The 20,575-nt window shown below is 36.0% G+C and carries 16 protein-coding genes; 8 read left to right on the forward strand and 8 right to left on the reverse strand.

Translation table 11 applies throughout. The features are described from left to right. Positions 1-227 precede the first annotated feature (227 nt). A complete protein-coding gene (locus A9G12_RS05675; RefSeq protein ID WP_065564892.1) occupies positions 228-656 on the forward strand; it encodes a universal stress protein in 429 nt (142 codons plus the stop codon). Between the two features lie 465 nt (positions 657-1,121). Here the strand turns inward: A9G12_RS05675 and rlmKL are convergent, their stop codons facing one another. From rlmKL to A9G12_RS05695, 4 genes are all read right to left on the reverse strand, one after another. Next, entirely contained in the window at positions 1,122-3,242 is a 2,121-nt protein-coding gene (gene rlmKL / locus A9G12_RS05680) for a bifunctional 23S rRNA (guanine(2069)-N(7))-methyltransferase RlmK/23S rRNA (guanine(2445)-N(2))-methyltransferase RlmL (RefSeq protein WP_065564893.1), read from the reverse strand. A gap of 211 nt (positions 3,243-3,453) precedes the next feature. Further along, entirely contained in the window at positions 3,454-4,005 is a 552-nt protein-coding gene (locus tag A9G12_RS05685) for an MltR family transcriptional regulator (RefSeq protein WP_065564894.1), read from the reverse strand. A 6-nt stretch (positions 4,006-4,011) separates the two neighbouring features. Beyond that, complete coding sequence (locus A9G12_RS05690) at positions 4,012-5,175, reverse strand: mannitol-1-phosphate 5-dehydrogenase (protein ID WP_065564895.1); 1,164 nt, start codon at positions 5,173-5,175, stop codon at positions 4,012-4,014. 80 nt (positions 5,176-5,255) lie between these two features. Then, a complete protein-coding gene (locus A9G12_RS05695) occupies positions 5,256-7,151 on the reverse strand; it encodes a PTS mannitol transporter subunit IICBA (protein WP_065564896.1) in 1,896 nt (631 codons plus the stop codon). Positions 7,152-7,463: 312 nt separating this feature from the next. Here A9G12_RS05695 and A9G12_RS05700 point away from each other — a divergent pair, with 312 nt between their 5' ends. The 4 genes from A9G12_RS05700 to A9G12_RS05715 all read left to right on the forward strand — a co-directional run bounded on the left by A9G12_RS05700 (position 7,464) and on the right by A9G12_RS05715 (position 11,002). After that, on the forward strand, positions 7,464-8,069 hold the full coding sequence (locus tag A9G12_RS05700; protein WP_065564897.1) for a hypothetical protein: 606 nt from the start codon (positions 7,464-7,466) through the stop codon (positions 8,067-8,069). Positions 8,070-8,467: 398 nt separating this feature from the next. After that, positions 8,468-9,112 (forward strand): DUF7424 family protein, encoded by a 645-nt coding sequence (locus tag A9G12_RS05705; protein WP_065564898.1) that lies wholly within the window; start codon positions 8,468-8,470, stop codon positions 9,110-9,112. Positions 9,113-9,520: 408 nt separating this feature from the next. Next, on the forward strand, positions 9,521-10,177 hold the full coding sequence (locus tag A9G12_RS05710; protein ID WP_065564899.1) for a hypothetical protein: 657 nt from the start codon (positions 9,521-9,523) through the stop codon (positions 10,175-10,177). A 183-nt stretch (positions 10,178-10,360) separates the two neighbouring features. Further along, positions 10,361-11,002, forward strand: coding sequence for a DUF7424 family protein (locus A9G12_RS05715; protein WP_065564900.1), 642 nt, complete (start codon positions 10,361-10,363; stop codon positions 11,000-11,002). A 110-nt stretch (positions 11,003-11,112) separates the two neighbouring features. On the opposite strand, the gene glmS is transcribed toward A9G12_RS05715, so the two are convergent. Together glmS and glmU are read right to left on the reverse strand one after the other, a co-directional pair. Further along, positions 11,113-12,945: a glutamine--fructose-6-phosphate transaminase (isomerizing) gene (gene glmS / locus A9G12_RS05720; protein ID WP_065564901.1), complete on the reverse strand. Its 1,833-nt coding sequence runs from the start codon at positions 12,943-12,945 to the stop codon at positions 11,113-11,115. Between the two features lie 13 nt (positions 12,946-12,958). Then, positions 12,959-14,335: a bifunctional UDP-N-acetylglucosamine diphosphorylase/glucosamine-1-phosphate N-acetyltransferase GlmU gene (glmU, locus tag A9G12_RS05725; RefSeq protein ID WP_141674111.1), complete on the reverse strand. Its 1,377-nt coding sequence runs from the start codon at positions 14,333-14,335 to the stop codon at positions 12,959-12,961. Positions 14,336-14,475: 140 nt separating this feature from the next. On the opposite strand from glmU, the gene hemG reads away from it, so the two are divergent. Both hemG and typA read left to right on the forward strand, forming a co-directional pair. Further along, on the forward strand, positions 14,476-15,051 hold the full coding sequence (gene hemG / locus A9G12_RS05730) for a menaquinone-dependent protoporphyrinogen IX dehydrogenase (RefSeq protein ID WP_218056584.1): 576 nt from the start codon (positions 14,476-14,478) through the stop codon (positions 15,049-15,051). Positions 15,052-15,175: 124 nt separating this feature from the next. Further along, the gene (gene typA, locus A9G12_RS05735; protein ID WP_065564902.1) at positions 15,176-17,002 is read left to right on the forward strand and encodes a translational GTPase TypA; all 1,827 of its coding nucleotides are present in this window, start codon (positions 15,176-15,178) and stop codon (positions 17,000-17,002) included. Between the two features lie 50 nt (positions 17,003-17,052). Here the strand turns inward: typA and A9G12_RS05740 are convergent, their stop codons facing one another. After that, a complete protein-coding gene (locus A9G12_RS05740; protein WP_065564903.1) occupies positions 17,053-17,583 on the reverse strand; it encodes an RnfABCDGE type electron transport complex subunit B in 531 nt (176 codons plus the stop codon). Continuing rightward, entirely contained in the window at positions 17,583-19,283 is a 1,701-nt protein-coding gene (locus A9G12_RS05745; protein WP_065564904.1) for a formate--tetrahydrofolate ligase, read from the reverse strand. The genes A9G12_RS05740 and A9G12_RS05745 overlap by 1 nt, the downstream gene beginning before the upstream one ends. A gap of 151 nt (positions 19,284-19,434) precedes the next feature. Here A9G12_RS05745 and sohB point away from each other — a divergent pair, with 151 nt between their 5' ends. Then, entirely contained in the window at positions 19,435-20,544 is a 1,110-nt protein-coding gene (sohB, locus tag A9G12_RS05750; RefSeq protein WP_065564905.1) for a protease SohB, read from the forward strand. The last annotated feature ends 31 nt before the right edge of the window (positions 20,545-20,575 follow it).

Raw genomic sequence — 20,575 nt, forward strand, 5'->3', positions numbered from 1 at the left:
GCAATTTTAGCTCAGAAAACGATAAGGATTGATAATCCAATGATAATCAAAAGGATCTTATGTTGCAATAATTCCTATATTGTAACTTTTATCAGCAAAAGCAGTGGTTTAATTTATTTATATAGAAAAAGCATTAGATAATTGCACAAAAATCCGTATGATAGTAATAGTTATTGCTTTTTTGGTTTATCCAAAAGGTAGGGTTTCAATTTAACTAGGGGGTCATTATGTATAAGAAGATTTTAGTTCCTGTCGATATTTTAGAAGAAGAGTTAACTAAAAAAGTTATTCCCCACTTAGAATGTCTGGCCAAATTGTCGAATGCAGAAGTGGTTTTTTTCCATACGTTACCAGTTGCTTCTGCCATTGTTAATGCTTATTCATTTGGATTTGATGAATTTAAAGATCAAGCTACGGTACAAACTGAACAATGGCTACATAAACTCGTTGATTCAGTTAACTTACCGCGTGAAAAATTATCCTTTGCTATTGCCTTTGGTAATCCACGCGATGAAATTCTTACTATAGCCAACGAGATTGAACCAGATCTCATTATTATCGGTTCGCGTCGTCCGAATATTTCAACCCATCTTTTAGGCTCAAATGCTGCAGGAGTAGTGCGTGGTGCTAAAACCTCAGTTTTAGTCGTACGCTAGATTCCAATGCCAAGACCGTGATTTGTTGTAAACCAAACACGGTCATCTTAACCCTTTTTTATGCTTGGTTTTAAAGTCTAATAAAATCAATTAATTATTGATAGTGTTAAAAAAAGGGTTTGCCAATCAAAAATCTCTGTTTGCCTTTTGCCAAACAACGTTTATAGTATATACGAATCTAGGTTCACCGCCGTATAGGCGGTTTAGAAATCCTTTTTCAGAGGTTAGCCGATTCGCATTATGTTCACCGCCGTATAGGCGGTTTAGAAATCAGTCAAAATTTTCTTAAATTCGTTTAATGTGTTCACCGCCGTATAGGCGGTTTAGAAAACAGCAGCTTGATTTAGATTCACTATATCGAAGTTCACCGCCGTATAGGCGGTTTAGAAACATAGCATCTTTTTCGGTATCAGGCTGTTTAAGTTCACCGCTGTATAGGCGGTATTTCTATGCTGATTTCGAGTTTTATAAATGTTTGATGATAAAACAGCAGTGAATTTGCTTGTTACGTTTAAAATCAAGGGACAGGGTTTTGCTGGTGATATCTTGATATGACAACCCAAGATTGTGCATGCCAGTGTCATCCATTTTAAAACCACGTTTATTGTTGGAAAACACAATAACGCCATTCGGTCTTAATAACCGTTTTAAATCAGCCATTAATTTTAAATGATCGCGCTGTACGTCAAAGGTGTCTTGCATCCGTTTGGAATTGGAAAATGTCGGCGGATCGATAAAGATTAAATCGAATTGTACATCACTTTGAGCCAGATAGAGTAAGCAATCAGCTTGAATCAAACGGTGTTTGTTGCCAGTTAAACCATTTTGTTTTAAATTGCGATCGGCCCATTCTAAGTATGTTCGTGACATATCGACGGTCGTGGTTGATTTTGCTCCGCCAAGGCCAGCATAAACAGTCGCACTACCGGTATAGGCAAACAGATTTAAAAAGTCTTTTCCGGCACTCATTTCACCAATCATTTTACGCGCTAGACGATGATCTAAAAATAAGCCAGTATCAAGATAATCAGTCACATTAACCCAGAACTGCGTTTTACGCTGGTTAATGGTATATTCGTGGACTAAAAAGTAATCCTGTTTTTGTGCCAGTTTTTGATATTGTTGTTTACCTTTCTGCTTTTCGCGGGTTTTTAGAATTAACTGATCGGCAGTGAGTGCTAATACTGACATAGTGGCATTGATTATATCGAATAATCGTTGACGGGTTTTTTGGGGATCGATATTTTTAGGCGCAACATATTCTTGCACCACCACTTTATCTTTATAACGATCGATTGCCACATTGTATTCAGGTAGATCAGCATCATAAAGCCGATAACATTCTAACTGTTCTTGGTTAGCCCATTTTTCATATTTTTGCTTATTTTTGCGTAATCGGTTAGCAAAATCAGCCGCCGGTAGGCTTGGCGTTACTATTTGCTGATTAGTATCGCGTTTGGCAATCACATAATTTTTTTGCACACAATCTAAAGGTCCATTTTTGGCCTTAAATTGTCGTTCTGCACGCATTTGTAAACAATCTAACAATTGTGGCGCACCGCTAAACAGTGATAAGCGCCAACCGGCAAAGTTATGTTTAATTTGTTGGCCAAGTGCTGTATGCAGTGCAATAAGTGCCGGTTCACTTTCTAATCGTTCACCATAAGGCGGATTACTGATAATTATTCCTGACGTTTCAATGGGTAATGGATTAGTTAATTGGGTCACATCTTGCAGCTTAAAAGTGATTAAATCACCCACGCCAGCTTGAGTAGCATTTTGTTTGGCACGCTCAAGTACCTGTACATTATTGTCATAACCGATAAATGGGGCATCAGATTTAACCACATTATGTTTGGCTTCAAACAGTAATTCATTCCAAAGGGAAGGGTTAAAGCCTTTCCACGCAAAAAATCCCCACTGCTTACGTTGTAATCCCGGTGGAATTTTGCAAGCAATCATCGCGGCTTCAATCAGCAAAGTACCAGAACCACACATAGGATCAAGCAGCGGCTCTGTAACTTGCCAACCTGAACGCATAATAATTGCCGACGCAAGATTTTCTTTTAATGGCGCGGCCCCCGTTTGTTGACGATAACCTCGTTGGTGCAGACTATCACCACTTAAATCTAATGAAAGTGTTACATGATTTTTATTTAAATAAGCATGAATACGGATATCAGGATCTTGTTTAGCCACATTTGGGCGTTGATTAACTGTGCGTGAAAAGTGATCCACAATGGCATCTTTAATTTTAAGTGCGCCATATTGGCTATTGCGAATAAAATCATTGACGCCAACAAAGTTAATGACAAAGGAATTATCGACAGCAAAAATATCCGACCATTTGACGTTAAAAGCACACGAATAAAGATCTAAATCACTATAGATGTCAAATTCAACTATTGGCAATAAAATGCGTGAAGCTAAACGCGACCATAATAATGATTGGTATAATGTGGTTTCGTCAGCATCAAAATAAACTCCACCTTGAACAATTTTACCATTGACTGCACCTATTTCCTCTAACTCTTTTTTAAGTAACTCCTCAAGTCCACGAGAGGTACTGGCAAATAACGTTTTCATGAATAATCCACTTTACAATAAAATTGCCTGCATTATAGCGATTAATTCCAATAGTGGGAAATTAAGGCGAAATTTATCAGTTATATTGCTTAAATAATAATAACAGGTTTGTAAAAATGTTTCAGGAGTGCTATACGTTTGAGTATAAATTTAAGCCGACATGCAATATCGAAGTGAGGATAATTTAGCGATATTAACCCATCCATAATTATTATGGAAAATAGTTAATTTTCTGCTTATTAACAATGCGCAAAGTAAGATCAGTAATGGCAATAATCAGTGCTGAACGTATCATTTGTTGGTAACGATTTTGATATATGGATGATTTTAACGTATCCACAATACCCACATCTTTGCTACTATCTGATTGCAAAGCCCAATTTGGGGGCAATACCATATCATGTAGTAGGCTAATTGGCCCTAAAATTTCATCATCAAGATAAGTGTATTTTTTATCATCGTGATCTAATTCATCTAAAATCGCAATTAGTAATTCTACATCTTCGTATTCTTCGCGAGTAATAATACCAAGTGCGTAAAGCAGTTTTAAACAAACCGAAGTGTCATTAAGTGGACCATTTTTACCGATAAGAGAGGGGATAACAAATTTAATAGCATGCCTTTCTTTGCGAAAAACCTTAAGAATTAAATTATTAACACTTTCATTAATAAGCTTAATTGCCTCAATCAGCAAGTTATGAATATCAACTTGCTGATTGAGTTTTTCTAAAATAGTATCTTCTTGTAATATCGATTCAGTCATCTATTACTATACAAATTGATGATTTTGCATTGCAGTATAAATTTGTTCAATCTGCTTAACAATAGGGTTATTACTATCGATACCTGATATTTGACAAAAAGCCTGCACTACGCCTTTATCAGCTATCAGTTTTGCAAGTTCTACTGCTTGTTCGTCATCCTGATTGCGATAATTAAGTGCAGCAGCAATACCTATTAATAAATTGTTATTGTTAACATGATATTCGAATGTACCTAATAAAGGTTTGACCAATCGGTCACCAGCACCTAATTTGCGAATTGGTTGGCGGCCAACGCGTGCGGTATCATCATGTAAATGCGGGTTTTCAAAACGAGATAAGATTTTTTCGATATAAGCTTGGTGTTTAGCTGTATCAAAATTATAACGTTTTATCAATACTTGACCACTTTCTTCCATAGCGCCTTGGACTATGGAACGGATTCGTTCATTTAATATTGCCTCGCGAATTGTGCCAATATTATTATAAAAACCTAAATAAGCAGTAATCGCATGGCCGGTATTTAAAGTAAATAATTTACGTTCAACAAAAGCCATTAGGTTATCAACTGGTTCCATGCCTTTAATTTGAGGAATTTCACCAATAAATTGAGTTTTATCGACAATCCATTCTGAAAATGTTTCAACGGTTACTTCTAAAATATCACCTGTTGTTGATGTAGCGGGAGGAACAATGCGATCAACCGCTGAATCAACAAAACCGATATGAGTATTGACCCATTGATGTAACGATTCAGGTAATGCTTTGAAGATCTCTTGTTTAAATTGGCTAGTACCTCTAACCATATTTTCGCAAGCAATAATATTAAGCGGTTTATTATTGCCTTGTTGGTGGCGAGCGATAATACCTTGAGCGACACTTGCCGCTATTCGAGCTAAAACTTGTGGACCAACAGCAGTAGTAACTAAATCAACTTTTGCAATATAGTCGCTAACTTGGTTGGATGTACTATTAATTGCATCTACATTTTTAACGATTTCGGTTGTTGATTGTTCCCCTACTACATTAACCGGGTACTCATGACGTTTGGCAATTTCGTCAATGATTTGTTGATTAACATCAGCAAAAGTAACATGTACATTTGCATCGGATAGTAATTTGCCAATAAAACCGCGCCCAATATTACCAGCGCCAAAGTGTAATGCTTGCATAATAATAGCCCTTAAATTTAACTATAATTTTAAATATTGAAACAGATTTCCCGCATATAGCGGGAAATACTAGATTGATTTTAGCTAAGTATTGTTAAAACTTCTTCAATACTTTTAGTACTGGCAAGTTTGGTAATAACATCTGGATTATCAAGTGCATTAGTTAATTTAGCGATGACATCAAGATGTTCATTATTACGAGCGGCAATACCAATAACAATTTTGGCTTTATCACCAGCATCTTCACCAAATTGTACACCAGATGGATATTGGCAAAAGACTATGCCAGTATTAATAACACTATCTTTGGCCTCAATTGTACCATGCGGTACAGCAATTGATTCACCTAAATAAGTTGAAGTAAGCGCTTCACGTGCAAGCATGGCATCAATATAAGTAGGTTCAACATAACCATTATCAACTAATTTTTGCCCAGCAAAACGAATAGCTTCTTCTTTATTTTGGGCTGATAATCCTAGAAAGATATTTTTTTCAGTCAATTTAAATAAAGGTTGATTTTCAGTAGTGCTTTGACTTGCTACTTGAGTAGTTTGTCTTGACTCTCCGCGAGCTGTTACCAATTCTGACACTAATTGACTATATAATTCACTATCTAAGAAGTTAGTTAAGGAAATATGATGAGCATTAGGGGCAAACTGTTTAGCTCTTTCGGTCAAATCTTTATGGGTAATAACAATATCGGCATCAGATGGAAGATTATTAATAGCCAAATTAGTTACAGTAATATCTAAATTAGCATCTTGTACTTTTTTGCGTAAAACACCGGCACCCATTGCACTCGAACCCATACCAGCATCACAAGCAACAATAATTTTTTTCACTTTAGCAGGATCGAAAGCCCCATTGGTAACACCTTTTGCTTCACTTTTCATCGCTGATACATCAGATTTTGCATCTTCGAAGCTTTTACTTGTTGTTTTAGTTGTTTTAAGTAAGATTACTGAGACAATAAATGATACTATTGTTGCTGCAATTACCGATAAAGTTACTCCTAAATAAGATCCTTTGGCCATGCTCATTACTGCAAATATTGAACCCGGTGAAGCTGGAGCAGTTAATCCAGCACTGAACATTGTTAAAGTGAATACTCCTGTCATACCACCTAAGATAACAGCAATAATCAAACGAGGATTCATAAGCACATAAGGGAAGTAAATTTCGTGAATACCGCCGAAGAAGTGAATAATCGCAGCCCCACTTGCAGAACCTTTAGCATCGCCTTTTCCAAAGAACATATAAGCCAATAATAGACCTAAACCAGGTCCTGGATTTGCTTCAATTAAGAAGAATATTGATTTACCTGTTTCAACTGATTCAGTTATACCAAGTGGAGTAAAAACACCGTGATTAATGGCATTATTTAAGAATAAGATTTTAGCCGGTTCAACAATAATTGAGGTAAGTGGAAGTAGATTATTATTTACCATGAATTTAACGCCAACAGCTAATGCGTTAGAAGCAACTTCAACAAACGGGCCGATAGCTGCATATGATATCAGGGCTAAAATCATGCCGATAATACCTGCCGAGAAGTTATTTACTAACATCTCAAACCCGCTTTTGATTTTACCATCAACTAATTTATCAAATTGCTTGATGACCCATCCCCCTAAAGGTCCCGCAATCATCGCACCTAGGAACATTGGAATAGAAGAACCAACTACAACACCAATAGTTGTTACAGCACCAACCACACCACCTCGCTCACCATATATTAGTTTACCACCTGTATAACCTATTAATAATGGCAACAAGTAAGTGATCATCGGACTAATAAATGATGTCGAAATTTTTTCATTGGGGAACCAACCTCCAGCAGTTGGGTCTTTAGCGTTATATAAAAAGATAGCTGTAATAAATCCCCAAGCAATAAATGCACCGATATTCGGCATAACCATATTGCTAAGGAATCGTCCAAAATTTTGGACTTTTAGTTTTATATTTGATGTTGTCATATTGTTAACCATTCCTTATTGATTGATTTAATTTTGATGACGCTATTGTAGAAGCAATAGCCGGAGAGATTCATTAAGAATAATCAATAAATGTGATGTATATCACATTATATAAAGATGGGTATTTTTTGTTTATGTGATATAGATCACATTTTTTTGGGGTTATAAATATTTCTCCTTAAAATATGCTTCAATGTATACTTAACTCTAAATTTTTAATAGGGTGAAAATGAACTGAATTTTTTTAAAGAATATTTTCATTATCAGATTTCTGATACATATGTTTGGATCAATCAATATATAGGAATAAAAATGAAAAAACTGGTATTCATTTGTTGTAATTGTATCTGGTTACTTTTTGGTTGTGATACCCAAGCAAATAATCATACACAAGTGCGTAATAGTTATAATGCATTGTCGTATCCTGAATTTATTCCAAATGATAAAGTGATTGTAAAACAAGTTTTTATATCTTATATTCCTACTAATGATACATCAATAAAAACTGTTATCGAAGCTAATCAACAAGGTTTAATTACAAAAGTTATTGCTGCAGATGAAATAGATAATGTGAATGTCGATTATTCATCTAAATCAATAGATTATCAAAATCAAAATTTCTCTTTAAATTTAGATAAGCATGACAACATTACTACAATGATCGACAACAACAGACAAAGTATTGTAGAATTTAATTATGACAAATTTGGTCAGCTGATTAATAAAACTGATAATACCACTTTAGAATCAATAATTACGTCGTTTAATTATGTTAATAATAAGTTGGTTTCTCGTAGTCAAGCAAGTGAAGGTTCCTGCTGGTTAGCACAGTTTTTTTATAATAAATCAGGTTGGTTGATCGAAAGTGTCATGGCATCTAATCATGATGCTACCGATTCTTGCCCTGAACCCAATTAGTTGCTGGTGAATTAGCTAAATTAGCCGCTAATGATGTTAAATGCTTCTATTCAGAACATAACCAATATGGTGATTGGACTAGCGGATATTGTGTTTCAGGCGAGGGCATAACCAAATCGAAATTTTATCGCCAGCTAAAGTATTAATAGCATGATCTACAAATATAATTGACTAGTATCAGATCAAAGTCGACAATTCTCTACAATAACAAAGTAGGTTATGCGATTACTTATCTACATTGTTACCAATAAAAACAAATCCTGCCGATTAAATTATTCTCAATAAGTTGTTTAAAATACCTGTTAAAAACACATTGCTAATACCTATTTATTCATTTATTGTAAAAGACTCAATATTTAGTATTGAACCATTAAAACAATAATCATGAGAGGGAAATAATGAAAAAAATATTAGTATTATTGTCTTGTTGTGTTTTGTTATCTGCTTGTAAAGTAGAGTTATCACCAAGTGTGAATTTGAGTGATCTCAGTAGCGAAACACCCAAAACAATTAAATCTGATCTTACCATCGAAGTTGCTGCTTGTAGTAATTATAAAGATTCTAGACAAGAATCTTCTTCTTTAATTGAAGCAAAACAAAAAATTACACAAATATTCCCTAATGCGGAGTATGTCGAGTGTTATAAAGAAAGGATGGATTCTAAAGCATCGTTTAAAATACCGGTTGTTGTTGGTGGTAAACAGCCTTCTGGTGATATTCAGATCACTAATGGTGATTGGGGCGATGGAATGATTGTGCTTGTGTCAAAAGAATTGAGTGGCAAAATGAATAATATGAAAAAATCGCCATCAGGGAAGTTAGACTTTGATATAAAAATAAATCTTAATAATGATTTAGGTAAAGAGCGTAATATTTCTGCAAATGGAGTATATATTGATAATGATCCTATTCTTCTTAGCCAATATTTGCTTCAAACAGGAAATCATATATTCCGATTATCAAATGTTTCCGTTGATGCTCTTTTAAAAAATAATATAATTTTTGTTTATCAAGATTATAAAAAGAAAGATGAAACTCAATAAGGTTTAAGTCTGAATAACTTTAGTTAAATGAGAAGGCATCTTAATTGATGCCTTTTTTGATTAGATTAATTCACAACAATATTCTTTATTCACTATTACGTCTCTAAATTTATTTTTATCGATAAAACTTCGACCAATGTTTGTAATAAAATACGAACAGAAGTAGCATAAGAATGTCTCCAAACATAATAAAGCTATCTATATCATTTGATTTGCCATGTAACAGACATTAAGTCTTCACATTTAATGAGGTTGAACTATGTCGGTAACGAACGACTGTTGGAGAGATATGAGCTAGAGTCTGTAATGAATTACCAAAGAAATTCCTATAAATTCCTTTGTTAAAGATGGTAATATTGATTTAGGTGATACCATAAAAAAATTAAATACTGGAAATAAAGATAAAAAGTGAAAAAATTAATATTTATTTTATTAGTATCTATTTCTTTCAGTCTTCATGCTGAAATTAAGGTTAAACAACCCTCATTAATTACAAATACATATAATTGGATGTTATACCCAATGTTAATTCCTAATAAAAAACCAATTATAAAACAAAAAATCATAATGAATTTATTAGATACTAATAAAATAATTCATATAATGATTGAATCAAATTCAGATGGTTTAATTGAAAAAGTATTTATTAATGATGAATTACAAAATATGAGTATTGACTATCTTAAGAAAACAATTCATTGCTCAAATATAGATGCGACGATTGAGTTAGATAGTCATAATTATATTACGGCCATTTTAGATGAAAATAATGAACAACTAGTATCTATTTCATATCAAGGTAACATTTCTTATAATCAATATGGTGAAGTATTAGAAAGCATAACAAAGACGTCTGTTATTACAGATGATAAATCTAAAATAAGTAATTCCTCAAAACCAGACTTAAATACCATGCAATCAGATAGGAAAGCAGAAAACTTAAAGCCTAGTGATTTTAAATGTATTTATTCAAATCATAATGAGTATGGTGATTGGACGAGTGGTTATTGTATGACGGATGATAATATAAAAAGAAGTACACTTACTCGTGAATTAGAATATTAGCATGCGAGTTAAAATATAATATTGTCATTAATAAAAAAACAAATATTACCGATTACACTTTTTACAGTAAGCCATTTGAAATATCGGTCAAAAACACGTTGTTAATACCCATTTATTCATTTATTGTAAAAGAATCAATATTTGGTATTGAATCAATAAAGCAATAATCATGAGGGAGAAATGATGAAAAAACTATTAGTATTATTGTCTTGCTGTGTTTTGTTATCTGCTTGTAAAGTAGAATTATCACCAAGTGTGAATTTGAGTGATCTCAGTAGCGAAACACCCAAAACAATTAAATCAAACCTTACTATCGAAGTCACTGCTTGCGGTAGTTATCAAGATTCTAGGCAAGAATCTTCTTCTTTAACTGAAGCAAAACAAAAAATTACACAAATATTCCCTAATGCAGAGTATGTCGAGTGTTACGAAGAAATGATGGATTCTAAAGCATTATTTAAAATTCCGGTTGTTGTTGGTGGTAAACAGCCTTCTGGTGATATTCAGATCACTAATGGTAATTGGGGGGATGGAATGGTTGTATTTGTGTCAAAAGAGTTGAGTGGCAAAATTAATAATATGAAAAAATCATCAGAAAAGTTAGACTTTGATATAAAAATAAATCTTAATAATGACCTAGGTAAAGAGCGTAATATTTATGCAAATGGAGTATATATTGATAATAATCCTATTCTTCTTAGCCAATATTTGCTTCAAACAGGAAACCATACGTTCCGATTATCAAGTATTTCAATTGATGTTCTTTTAAAAAATAATATAATTTTTGTTTATCAAGATTATAAAAAGAAAGATGAAACTCAATAAGGTTTAAGTCTGAATAACTTTAGTTAAATGAGAAGGCATCTTAATTGATGCCTTTTTTTGATTAGATTAATTCACAACAATATTCTTTATTCACTATTATGTCTCTAAATTTACTCCACTGTAACAGATTTTGCCAAGTTGCGTGGCTGATCTACATCGGTGCCTTTAATTAACGCAACATGATAAGCTAATAATTGGGTTGGTACAGTGTAATAAATTGGCGCAGTTAGTTCTTCAATATGTGGCAAGTTAATTACTTCCATAGTGTCGTCACTAACAAAACCAGCATCTTGCTGCGCAAATACATATAGTTGTCCACCACGAGCACGCACTTCTTCGATATTAGATTTTAATTTTTCTAATAATTCGTTGGTTGGTGCCATGATGATTACTGGCATATCGGCATCAATTAATGCTAATGGTCCATGTTTTAATTCCCCTGCAGCATAAGCTTCGGCATGAATATAGGATATTTCTTTTAGTTTTAACGAGGCTTCCATTGCAATCGGGTATTCATCACCACGGCCTAAGAATAAAGCATGATGTTTGTCAACGAATTGCCCCGCTAGTTGTTTAATTTGAGGGTCAGCCATTAACACTTGTTCAATACGATTAGGCAGAGTTTGTAAGGCATGGACAATCGCTAGTTCAGTACTTTCTGCCATATCATTTAGTCGACCTAATTTGGCAACTAACAATAATAATACCGTTAATTGGGTAGTAAAGGCTTTGGTCGAGGCTACACCAATTTCAACGCCAGCTTTGGTTAATAACACTAAATCAGCTTCGCGCACCAAGGTTGAAGCTGCCACATTACACACTGCCAACGTGCTTAAATAATTGTTTTCTTTAGCTAAACGCAAAGCTGCAAGCGTGTCAGCAGTTTCACCCGATTGCGATAAGGTAATAAATAAGCTATTTTTACGGCGAGCGGGTTTGCGGTAACGGAATTCGGAGGCAATTTCGACATCGCAAGGAATGCCTGCTAGTGCTTCAAACCAATAACGGGCTACCATTCCAGCATTATAAGCGGTACCACAAGCCACAATTTGTACATGCTCAACTTGTTTAAGAATAGTTTCCGCTTGATCACCAAGTTCCGTTAAATCAACCTTACCATGTGCCATTCGGCCTTCAAGAGTATTTTTTATCGCATTGGGTTGTTCGTAAATCTCTTTTTGCATGTAATGGCTATAACCACCTTTACTACCTGCATCATATTTGGCGTCGGATTCTACACATGGACGCGTGACTTCAGTAAAGTTTTTGTCGATGATCGAGATGGTACGGTGACTGATTAGTGCAATATCACCTTCTTCTAAAAAGATAAACTGGCGGGTTACTGGCAATAAGGCTAGTTGATCAGAGGCAATAAAATTTTCGCCAACGCCACAACCAATGACTAATGGGCTACCTGAGCGAGCTGCAACCAGAATATCGGGATTGCGGATGTCCATAATTACTGTGCCATAAGCGCCTCGTAATTGTGGAATGGCTTTTTGCACTGCATCAAATAAGTTACAGTCGTCGGTGGCAATAATGTCATGAACTAGATGGGCAATGACTTCGGTGTCGGTTTCAGAACGGAATTGGTAACCTTTGGCAATTAGACTTTCGCGTAACGGTTCAAAGTTTTCAATAATACCATTATGAACAACCGCAATAAAATCGGAAACATGTGGGTGGGCATTATGCTCGGACGGTTCGCCGTGTGTGGCCCAACGGGTGTGGGCAATCCCTGTTGATCCTTTAAGTGGGTGTTGTTCTACTGCGTCTTTGAGTGCTTGTACTTTACCTACTCGGCGGATGCGTTGTAATTCTCCTTGTGGTGAAATAATCGCTAATCCGGCGGAATCATATCCTCGGTATTCTAAGCGTTTTAACCCTTCTAACAGAATTTCTGCGACGTCACGTTTGGCGATAGCGCCAACAATTCCACACATAATTTATTCCTCGTTATTTAGTTTTTGTTGGACGTTTCCAACCGGGTAACTGCTGTTGTCTAACACGACTTAAGACTAATTCATTATCATTAACATTACTTGTTACTGTGGTACCGGCAGCAATAGTGGCACCTTTACCAATGGTTACAGGTGCAATTAGCTGCGTATCCGAACCGACAAACACATCATCTTCAATAATAGTTCTAAATTTATTGGCACCATCATAATTACAGGTAATCGTGCCGGCACCAATGTTAACATTACTACCAATCTCACTATCACCAAGATAAGTCAAGTGCCCAGCTTTGGTGCCTTTACCTAAATGCGCCTTTTTGAGTTCAACAAAGTTACCTACATGGGCTTGTTCATCAAGTTGGTTACCTGGACGTAATCTAGCAAAAGGACCGACGGTACAATTGTTAGCTAATATTGAATCTTCAATAATGCTATAAGGGCTAATCGCTGAATTATCATCAATGCGACAATTTTTGAGGATGCATCCGGCACCAATAAACACGTTATTACCGAGTTGGACAGCTCCTTCGATAATTACATTGCAATCTATAGTTACATCTTGACCATGGGTGAGGGTACCGCGTAAATCGAAGCGGTTCGGATCTAGTAAGGTAACGCCAGCTAATAGCAGGTTATGTGTTTGCTGTTGTTGATACTGGCGTTCTAAAGCAGCTAATTGCACGCGATTATTTACGCCTTCTACTTCAAAGGATTGTACTGGATGCGTAGTTAAAATCTCGTAACCATCTTGGTGGGCAAAGGCGATAATATCGGTTAAATAGTATTCTTGTTGAGCATTATTATTGGTTAGGCGCGCCAGCCAAATTTTGAGTAATTTGCCAGTGACCAACATAATTCCGGTGTTGATTTCGTTAATTTTTTGTTGTTCAGGTGTAGCATCTTTTTGTTCAACAATGGCAACAACTTTACCATTTTTACGCTCTATGCGACCGTATCCAGCTGGATCGTCAAGTAATACAGTCAATAAAGCAATGCCCTGTTTGGGTTTATTGGCAATCAGATTTTGTAAAGTCTGTACTGAAATAAGCGGAGTGTCGGCATATAAGATTAAGATATCCTCATCATCTTCAATATAAGGAATAGCCTGCTGCACCGCATGTCCGGTACCGAGTTGTTCAGCCTGATAAACCAGTTGCACAGGTTGATCTTTTAAAGCCTGTTCTAGTTGTTGTTTACCATGTCCGTAAACTATATTGATATGATTAGTATTAAGTTGTTGAACTGTATCGATAACATGTTGTAACATCGGTTTAGCGCCGATTTTGTGTAAAACTTTAGGGAGGTTGGAATACATCCGTGTGCCTTTTCCTGCCGCCAAAATAATTGCACTAAGTTTTGGGGGTGAAATTGCCATAATCAGTTCCATGCTAATTTAATTAGCCTACTACTATAATAAAAGTTGCTAGTTAAATCATCCCCAATTTATTAATTTTTCTCATAAAAAAAGTAATCTTGGTCAAGACTGAGTATTATTACTAATAAGGAATCAATACCATGAGCACTGATATGAAAGTTTTATTATTATATACCACACATGAAAAGCAGACGCTTAAGATCATGCAACGCATAAAACAACATTTAGATGGTAAATTAGATTGTGATTTAATTGAATTACAGCCTAATTCCCACATTGATTTGACAAAATATCATGCCGCATTGCTAGGCTGTTCTATCCGTTATGGATTTTACAGTAAGGTGATGAAGAGATTTATTGATGATAATTATCAAAAATTGAATAGTATGCCATCTGCCTTTTTTGGGGTGAATGTGGTCGCCAGAAAACCAAATAAAAATACCCCTGAAACCAATTTATATACTAAGAAATTCCTAGCGAAAATAGCTTGGCACCCAAAATTAAAAGCGGTTTTTGCTGGTGCACTTTATTATCCACAGTATAATTGGTTTGATCGCAATATGATCCGCTTTATTATGTGGTTAGGTAAAGGTGATACGGATGTGACCAAACCCGTGATTGAATATACGAATTGGTCTAAAGTTGATGAATTTGCCATTGAATTTTATACTAAAACGTATGGCTCTCCTGAAACATTTCTACAAAAAGATTTATAATTTTTGCTTTTAGCAAGGCACTAAAGCTCTTTTAAAGAAACTTTGTGATATAGATCAACATTTCAACTAAAAAGGTGTACAATATCGCGCCTAAAGAATCTGTATCCTAATTGGAATTTTAATTGTGATTGAAAATTTAAGAAATATAGCCATTATTGCGCATGTTGACCATGGTAAAACCACTTTGGTTGATAAATTATTGAAACAATCCGGCACGCTTGATAATTTGCGTGGTGAGGAAAATGAACGAATAATGGACTCTAACGCGCTTGAAAAAGAACGCGGTATTACTATTTTAGCTAAAAACACAGCAATTAACTGGAATGACTATCGAATTAATATTGTTGATACTCCGGGGCATGCTGACTTTGGTGGCGAAGTTGAACGAGTTATGTCGATGGTCGATTCTGTATTATTACTGGTTGATGCCATGGATGGACCAATGCCACAAACACGTTTTGTTACCCAAAAAGCCTTTGCTTATGGCTTAAAACCAATTGTGGTTATTAATAAAGTTGACCGTCCAGGTGCACGCCCAGATTGGGTAGTTGATCAGGTATTTGATCTGTTTGTTAATTTAGGTGCCACCGATGAACAATTAGACTTCCCTATTGTTTATGCTTCTGCGTTAATGGGTATTGCGGGGCTGGATCATGAAGTTATGGCACCAGACATGACCCCATTATTTGAAGCGATTGTCAAATACGTTGAGCCACCAAAAGTGGATTTAGATGGTCCATTCCAAATGCAAATTTCCCAGCTTGATTATAATAATTATGTTGGCGTAATTGGTATTGGTCGCATTAAACGTGGTCGTGTTAAACCAAATCAACAAGTTACGATTGTTGATAGTGAAGGTAACAAACGTACCGGTAAAGTAGGGCAAGTATTAGGTCATTTAGGCCTACAGCGCTATGAAGCCGAAGTTGCTGAAGCTGGTGACATTATTGCATTAACCGGTCTTGGAGAACTCGGTATTTCGGATACGATTTGTGATAATAGTGCAGTGGAAGCCTTACCTGCATTAAGTGTAGACGAACCAACAGTGACTATGTTCTTTAATGTTAACAACTCTCCTTTTGCCGGTAAAGAAGGTAAATTTGTAACTTCGCGCCAAATTTTAGAACGTTTAAATAAAGAACTGGTACATAATGTGGCGTTGCGAGTTGAAGAAACCCCGGATCCTGATGCCTTTAAAGTGTCTGGTCGTGGTGAATTACATTTATCAGTATTAATCGAAAATATGCGCCGTGAAGGTTATGAGTTAGGTGTTTCTCGTCCTAAAGTTATTTATCGCGAAATTGATGGTAAAAAACAAGAACCATTTGAACAAGTAACTCTCGATATTGAAGAACAACATCAAGGTTCAGTGATGGAAGCGCTAGGTTTACGTAAAGGTGATTTAACCAATATGCTACCTGATGGTAAAGGTCGAGTACGTTTAGATTATGTTATTCCAAGTCGTGGACTGATAGGTTTTAGAACTGAGTTTATGACTATGACCTCGGGTACTGGTTTACTTTATTCAACCTTTAGTCATTATGATGATGTGCGTCCGGGTGAAATTGGCCAACGCAATAATGGGGTGATGATTTCTAACGGTACTGGTAAAGCATTAGCTTATGCTTTATACAGCTTGCAAGATCGTGGTAAGTTATTTATTGGTCATGGTGCAGAGGTTTATGAAGGTCAAATTATTGGTATTCATACACGTTCCAATGATTTAACCGTTAACTGTTTAACTGGTAAAAAATTAACTAACATGCGAGCGTCAGGTACTGATGAAGCAACTACCCTTTCACCACCGGTCAAAATGTCATTAGAACAAGCATTAGAGTTTATTGATGATGATGAATTAGTAGAAGTTACACCATTGTCTATTCGTTTACGTAAACGTCATTTAACGGAGAATGATCGTAAACGTGCCTTTAGAAGTAATAATAAAGACTAATTCATGGTGTTTTATTAACGATAACAGCTACTTTAAAATGAAAAGCCTCGCTAATTAGCGAGGTTTTTTTTGGCTTTTACTCTGGCAATAGCATCGGCAACAAATTGTTTGCGATCTTTGGGGGTGTTAGCATGGCTATTTACCATATCATTGGGTGCTAGTGAAGCAACAGTAAGGTTTTTCTTAGCTCTTACTCTGGCAATGGCATCAGCAACTGACTGTTTACGATCTGTTTGCTTGTTAGTATTGGTGTTAACCGGCATTGTCCGCTGGAATAAGATAGTTGGCGGCACCAGTTGATTTTGAGTTAAGCGTTGCTGTTTTTGCTCAGTTAATTGTAATTCTTCTTGTACTGTTAATGCGGTACCTAGCGTACTTAGAGTAATACAATCGGTTGGGCAGGTATTAATACAGTTACTACATGAGGTACAAAATTGGGGCAAAATAGTGTGTAATACTTGTTTGCTCCCAACGATAGCATCAGTTGGGCAAACGCGAATGCATTTGCCACAGCCAATACAATTTTCTTCATCAATAAAGGCTTTGTAGACTTGTTGGTTTTGCATGATAACGGGTTGCATTAACTTAAACCTACAATATTACCATCTTTGTCAATATCGATATGACGATAAGCTGGATTAGTACCCAGCCCAGGCATGGTCATAACATTACCGGCATAAACCCGAATAAAGCCAGCACCAGCCGAAATAGCTAAATGACTAATATCAACATCAAAATCAGTTGGTACATTTTTTAAATTAGCATCAGCGCTGATTGACATTGGCGTTTTAGCAATACAAAGCGGTAAGTGATCAAGTTTTAATGCTTCAATCTCCTGAATATTTTTTAAAGCTTGATCGGATAAATTGGCTTTATTGGCGCCATATTTTTTTACCATAGTTTGAATTTTATCGATTAAAGGCATATTGTCCGGATAAGGTAATTTAATCTCACTTGGCATATCACAAGCTTTAATTACATGTTGTGCTAGTTTCTCCGTTCCTTTACCTCCTTGAGTAAAGGCCTCACTCACTTCACAAGCATAGGCACCATGTTCAATGGCATATTGTTGTAAAAAGGCCAACTCTTCTTCACTATCATGCGGAAAGCGGTTAATGGCAACAATCACTTGTAGACCATAACTCTTAGCATTATTGATGTGCCAAGCTAAATTTGCGGCACCTAGTTCCAACAATTCAACATTTGATTCGGAAACTTCTTTAGGAATGGCTTGTCCTGGTTTGATGTTGTATTTGCCACTGTTGGATTTTAAACTACGTACCGTCGCGACTAATACAATACACGAAGCTTTAATACCAGCTTGACGATATTTGATATTAAAGAATTTTTCCATGCCCATGTCCGAACCAAAACCGGCTTCGGTGATCACATAATCGGCAACTTGCATAGCAATGCGATCGGCAATTACTGACGAGTTACCATGGGCAATATTAGCAAAGGGACCAGCATGAATTAATACTGGAGTATTTTCAACTGTTTGCATCAAGTTGGGATTAATGGCATTTTTCAATAGTACCGTCATGGCACCAGCAACTTCAAGTTGTTCAGCAGTAATGGCTTCACCTTGGGTATTGTAAGCTAAAATAATGCGGCCAATACGCGCCCGCATATCATGTAGATCTGAAGCTAAAGCTAAAATCGCCATTAATTCTGAGGCTGCTGTGATTTCAAAGCCATCACGGCGTTCAATACCATTAACACCACCACCCACACCAACAGTAATATGGCGTAAAGCCCGATCGTTATGATCGATAACCCGCTTCCAAACAATACGATTTTGGTCGATATTTAAACGAGGTAGACCGGTTTGCGCAGTAAATTCATCACCAAGGCGATCTTCATGATAAAGTCTGGCATCAAGTGCTGCTGAAGCTAAATCATGGGCAGCGGTAATGGCATGAATATCACCAGTTAAATGTAAATTTAAGGTTTCCATTGGTAATACTTCGGCTTGACCACCGCCTGCGGCACCGCCTTTCACCCCAAAAACAGGCCCTAAACTTGGTTGCCGAATACAGGCAATCGCCTTTTTGCCGAGGTAATTTAATCCTTCACTAAGGCCAATGGTGTTAACTGTTTTGCCTTCACCTAGTGGGGTAGGGGTGATTGCAGTAACTAATACCAGCTTACCTTGAGGTTGATTTTTATTTGCTTGAATAATAGATAAATCGATTTTGGCAACATGTTTACCATAAGGTAAAACAAAGGCTTCTGGAATATTACATTGGGCAGCGATTTCGGTAATTGGGCGTAAAGGCATTTTAGTTCTCGTCTAATAATAATCAGACTGTCAGTATAAATAATTTAAATAGCCGAATAAAGCAGCAAATGCGTGTTTATTAAATTTAGGCACAATCATTGATTATATTGCTATAATAGAACCATCATTCAATCAAAAGGATAATAATTAAATGCATTGGTTTTCAGAATATTCGCTGTTTTTAGCAGAAACCGCCACCGTAGTAATTGCTATTTTGGCTGTACTTGTTTTTATTTTAAGTCAACGACGGAAACTAGCTACTGCTGCTGGGCATTTATCCGTCAAAGATGTAAGTAAAGAATATGAGCAAATCAAAGATGATATGCTGATGTCGAGTATGGATGAGCTTGAAGCAAAGTTGTTTACTAAAGATCTTAAAAAACAAAAAAAACTGGAAAAGAAACAAGCAAAAATAGTTGCTAAGCAGAAAAAGAAAGTAGAAAAAAATAATCAACAATCTGTTGAGCAATCTAATACGGCAGAACCAGCAACTCCAGTAGCAGAGGAAACACCTGATAAAGCAAAAGCTAAATTATTTGTATTGTCTTTCAACGGCAGTATGGATGCACATGAAGTTGAAGAATTACGTCAAGAAATCACTGCCGTGCTGGCTATTATCAAACCCGAAGATGAAGTAGTGGTTAAACTAGAAAGCCCGGGTGGTGTAGTTCATGGTTATGGACTGGCTGCTTCACAATTATTACGCTTTAGAACCCGTAATATTCCTTTTACGGCGGTAGTGGATAAAGTGGCTGCCAGTGGTGGCTATATGATGGCTTGTACAGCGAACAAAATTGTGGCAGCACCATTTGCCATTGTCGGTTCTATTGGTGTGGTAGCGCAAATTCCTAACTTTAATCGTTTACTTAAAAAACATGATGTGGATATTGAGTTACAAACTGCCGGTGCCTACAAACGTACGCTGACTATGTTTGGTGAAAATACTGACGAAGGTCGGCAAAAATTCAAACAAGAACTTGAAGAAACTCATTTATTGTTTAAAGACTTTGTTAAAGAGTATCGACCAAATGTGGACATAGAACAAGTGGCAACAGGTGAACATTGGTTTGCCAGCCAAGCCAAAGATAAAGGCTTAGTTGACGAAATTAGCACCAGTGATGATTTTATTTTATCTCATTTAGAATCACATAAAATTATATCGGTAAAATACCAGCGCAAACAAAAATTATCAGAAAAGCTATCTAAAAATGTAGTTAAAGGTCTGGAACGACTTTTTCTGAGACATGAAAAAGGGCTGTAACGGGCTCTTATTAGACAATAATTTTAAATTA

The organism is Gilliamella sp. wkB112 (assembly GCF_001690685.1).
Classification (GTDB): domain Bacteria; phylum Pseudomonadota; class Gammaproteobacteria; order Enterobacterales; family Orbaceae; genus Gilliamella; species Gilliamella apicola_J.

Excerpts from the sequence above, each read along its gene's own strand:
- A9G12_RS05675 (WP_065564892.1), top strand. The coding sequence starts at position 228 with ATGTATAAGAAGATTTTAGTTCCTGTCGATATTTTAGAAGAAGAGTTA.
- rlmKL (WP_065564893.1), bottom strand. The coding sequence starts at position 3,242 with ATGAAAACGTTATTTGCCAGTACCTCTCGTGGACTTGAGGAGTTACTT.
- A9G12_RS05685 (WP_065564894.1), bottom strand. The coding sequence starts at position 4,005 with ATGACTGAATCGATATTACAAGAAGATACTATTTTAGAAAAACTCAAT.
- A9G12_RS05690 (WP_065564895.1), bottom strand. The coding sequence starts at position 5,175 with ATGCAAGCATTACACTTTGGCGCTGGTAATATTGGGCGCGGTTTTATT.
- A9G12_RS05695 (WP_065564896.1), bottom strand. The coding sequence starts at position 7,151 with ATGACAACATCAAATATAAAACTAAAAGTCCAAAATTTTGGACGATTC.
- A9G12_RS05700 (WP_065564897.1), top strand. The coding sequence starts at position 7,464 with ATGAAAAAACTGGTATTCATTTGTTGTAATTGTATCTGGTTACTTTTT.
- A9G12_RS05705 (WP_065564898.1), top strand. The coding sequence starts at position 8,468 with ATGAAAAAAATATTAGTATTATTGTCTTGTTGTGTTTTGTTATCTGCT.
- A9G12_RS05715 (WP_065564900.1), top strand. The coding sequence starts at position 10,361 with ATGAAAAAACTATTAGTATTATTGTCTTGCTGTGTTTTGTTATCTGCT.
- glmS (WP_065564901.1), bottom strand. The coding sequence starts at position 12,945 with ATGTGTGGAATTGTTGGCGCTATCGCCAAACGTGACGTCGCAGAAATT.
- glmU (WP_141674111.1), bottom strand. The coding sequence starts at position 14,335 with ATGGCAATTTCACCCCCAAAACTTAGTGCAATTATTTTGGCGGCAGGA.
- hemG (WP_218056584.1), top strand. The coding sequence starts at position 14,476 with ATGAGCACTGATATGAAAGTTTTATTATTATATACCACACATGAAAAG.
- A9G12_RS05740 (WP_065564903.1), bottom strand. The coding sequence starts at position 17,583 with ATGCAACCCGTTATCATGCAAAACCAACAAGTCTACAAAGCCTTTATT.
- A9G12_RS05745 (WP_065564904.1), bottom strand. The coding sequence starts at position 19,283 with ATGCCTTTACGCCCAATTACCGAAATCGCTGCCCAATGTAATATTCCA.
- sohB (WP_065564905.1), top strand. The coding sequence starts at position 19,435 with ATGCATTGGTTTTCAGAATATTCGCTGTTTTTAGCAGAAACCGCCACC.